Source organism: Pantoea sp. R102, from assembly GCF_004916815.1.
GTDB classification, from domain to species: Bacteria; Pseudomonadota; Gammaproteobacteria; order Enterobacterales; family Enterobacteriaceae; genus Pantoea; species Pantoea dispersa.
Genome location: NZ_SDFT01000214.1, coordinates 1 through 1,986 on the forward strand (window position 1 = coordinate 1; position 1,986 = coordinate 1,986).

The window sequence follows — 1,986 nt, forward strand, 5'->3', positions numbered from 1 at the left end:
CAGCAGGACCCGATAGGGTTGGCGGGTGGGCTGAATCTGTACCAGTATGCGCCGAATGCGCTGGGGTGGGTGGATCCGTGGGGGTTAAGTCGTAACTGTAGCGGCGGCGGCAAAGATAAACCTGATTTTTATGTGGGGCCTGATGGACCAAGTGCGACAATGCCTTCTACTGCTTATCGGCACATGAAGTATATGGAGTCTGACGGATCAATTAATAAGTTTGTATCCTCCACAATAGAGAATAAAGCTGCTCCGGTTACGTATTTTGGATTTGATAAATATGCTTCGGGTAGTGCTGCCAGAGATGGTTTCCAGATTGCCCCGGCATGGAGTGATGCCCGCATGCGTGGTACGTTCGATACTTTACAGTTATATCAAAATGGTAAGCCTACAGCTTTTGTTCCAAAATGGGATGGTAATACTCATCCAACCAGATTAGAACCCTTTGCCTCTGCATACCCAGAATATGGTAAAGGTGGTGCTGTGCAGTTACATGCAGATGGACAAGTTATCCATTTTGATTCAATTAAAATACTACCGGATTGATAAAATGTATACGCTAGATAAAAAAGACGCAGAAATAATGCTATTAGCACTGCTGAAAAGGACTTTAAAGAATAAGTCTGATATTGATGAATTAATGGATTTAGCAAAAACTAACAATAATTCTATTCCAATGAAAGGAATTAGACATAAATATGACCGCATGGAAAAAAATACATTAACTGTAAAAGATAAGGATGATCTTGATACTTTAATGTATTTTTATGGTCCATGATTTGCTATCTTACTGATTTAAATGAGTTCGCGAGTAAAAAATGCGCGTCGAAATCAGCGTGTAAACGGGCGGCAGAACGTAGGAAAAACTGTCCGCGAAAAATGAGTCACATCAGAATCTTAACTTCGCTAAAAAATATGACGCACTAGAATCGTCCCTATGAATCGATAGGACTGGCGGGCGGGCTGAACCTGTATGCTTATGCGCCGAATGCGTTCAGTTGGATAGATCCGCTGGGGTTGAGTAAGTGTTCAGGTGATGGCCGCTCGGATCCTTATAAAGGTGCAAAAGATGCATCTGCATACCTTCGTTCCATGGGGGTGAATAAGGCCAGAGCAAACAAGTAATTGATTCCGTTGATTTAGATACCTTATCCGTTCAAAAAGCTGGGAATAATCAATTTGGAACTCGCTTCCATGATTATGGAAAAACTGCCAGAGCTGAAGGTCAATATTTTTTTGAGACATTTACACCTCAGACGAACAGGGCTGGTTTGGCATTACCTCATGAATGGAATGGTATGACTGGAATCAAACAATGGCAGATAAAACCAGGGGCAACGATGATAATAGGTAAAGCGGCACCGCAATTTGAGTATGGTGCTCAATATAGTGGAGGAGCAGAACAGATTTTTATTCTTCAGCCTTGGAAATATGGATGTTTGTTATGATTTCTTCTTTCGAATTTTTATTAAAAAACGTCCTTAAAAAGGTACTTGATGCTATAATTCGGCATGAGCGTAACGAAACAGCACCTCTTTCAGTCCAGGCATTGATGCAGGTAAAAAAAGAACTGGAAGAGATGATAAAGGTAATGGATCCAAAGGCTTATATGCCTGGTTATCCACATTTTATTTTAGATTGGCCAGATGAAGATGGACTGATAGAGGAATTAGTCGATGTTGCCTATCAGTATGAGAAAATAAGGAAGTATTAAAATAAGCCGGAAGCGATCTGAATGATCCTTCCGGCTTTTTTCTCTTTAGCCGCCCGCTGTCAGGATCAGTAATCCCTTTCCACCTTCTCTCATCAGCAACTGCCCGGCTACGACCAGAACCTGCGTATGCAGGGCCAGTACCTGGACCGTGAAACCGGACTGCACTACAATCTGTTTCGTTACTATGACCCGGACAGTGCGCGGTTTACTCAGCAGGACCCGATAGGGCTGGCGGGTGGGATAAACCTGTATGCTTATGCGCCGAATGCGTT

At 42.7% G+C, this 1,986-nt stretch carries 4 protein-coding genes and 1 pseudogene; all 5 read left to right on the forward strand.

Features of this window, described 5'->3' with window-relative positions; all coding sequences use genetic code 11:
* Positions 1-546 (forward strand): annotated as a pseudogene (locus ERD80_RS19560) (type IV secretion protein Rhs); the annotation flags it as partial.
* A gap of 4 nt (positions 547-550) precedes the next feature.
* The gene (locus tag ERD80_RS19565) at positions 551-778 is read left to right on the forward strand and encodes a hypothetical protein (RefSeq protein ID WP_136548182.1); all 228 of its coding nucleotides are present in this window, start codon (positions 551-553) and stop codon (positions 776-778) included.
* Between the two features lie 520 nt (positions 779-1,298).
* Positions 1,299-1,448, forward strand: a complete 150-nt coding sequence (locus tag ERD80_RS22580) for a hypothetical protein (protein WP_168926298.1) — start codon at positions 1,299-1,301, stop codon at positions 1,446-1,448.
* Positions 1,445-1,714, forward strand: a complete 270-nt coding sequence (locus tag ERD80_RS19570) for a hypothetical protein (RefSeq protein ID WP_136548184.1) — start codon at positions 1,445-1,447, stop codon at positions 1,712-1,714. The genes ERD80_RS22580 and ERD80_RS19570 overlap by 4 nt, the downstream gene beginning before the upstream one ends.
* A 120-nt stretch (positions 1,715-1,834) precedes the next feature.
* On the forward strand, positions 1,835-1,986 hold a 152-nt coding region (locus ERD80_RS19575; protein WP_282183384.1), incomplete at its 3' end, for an RHS repeat-associated core domain-containing protein.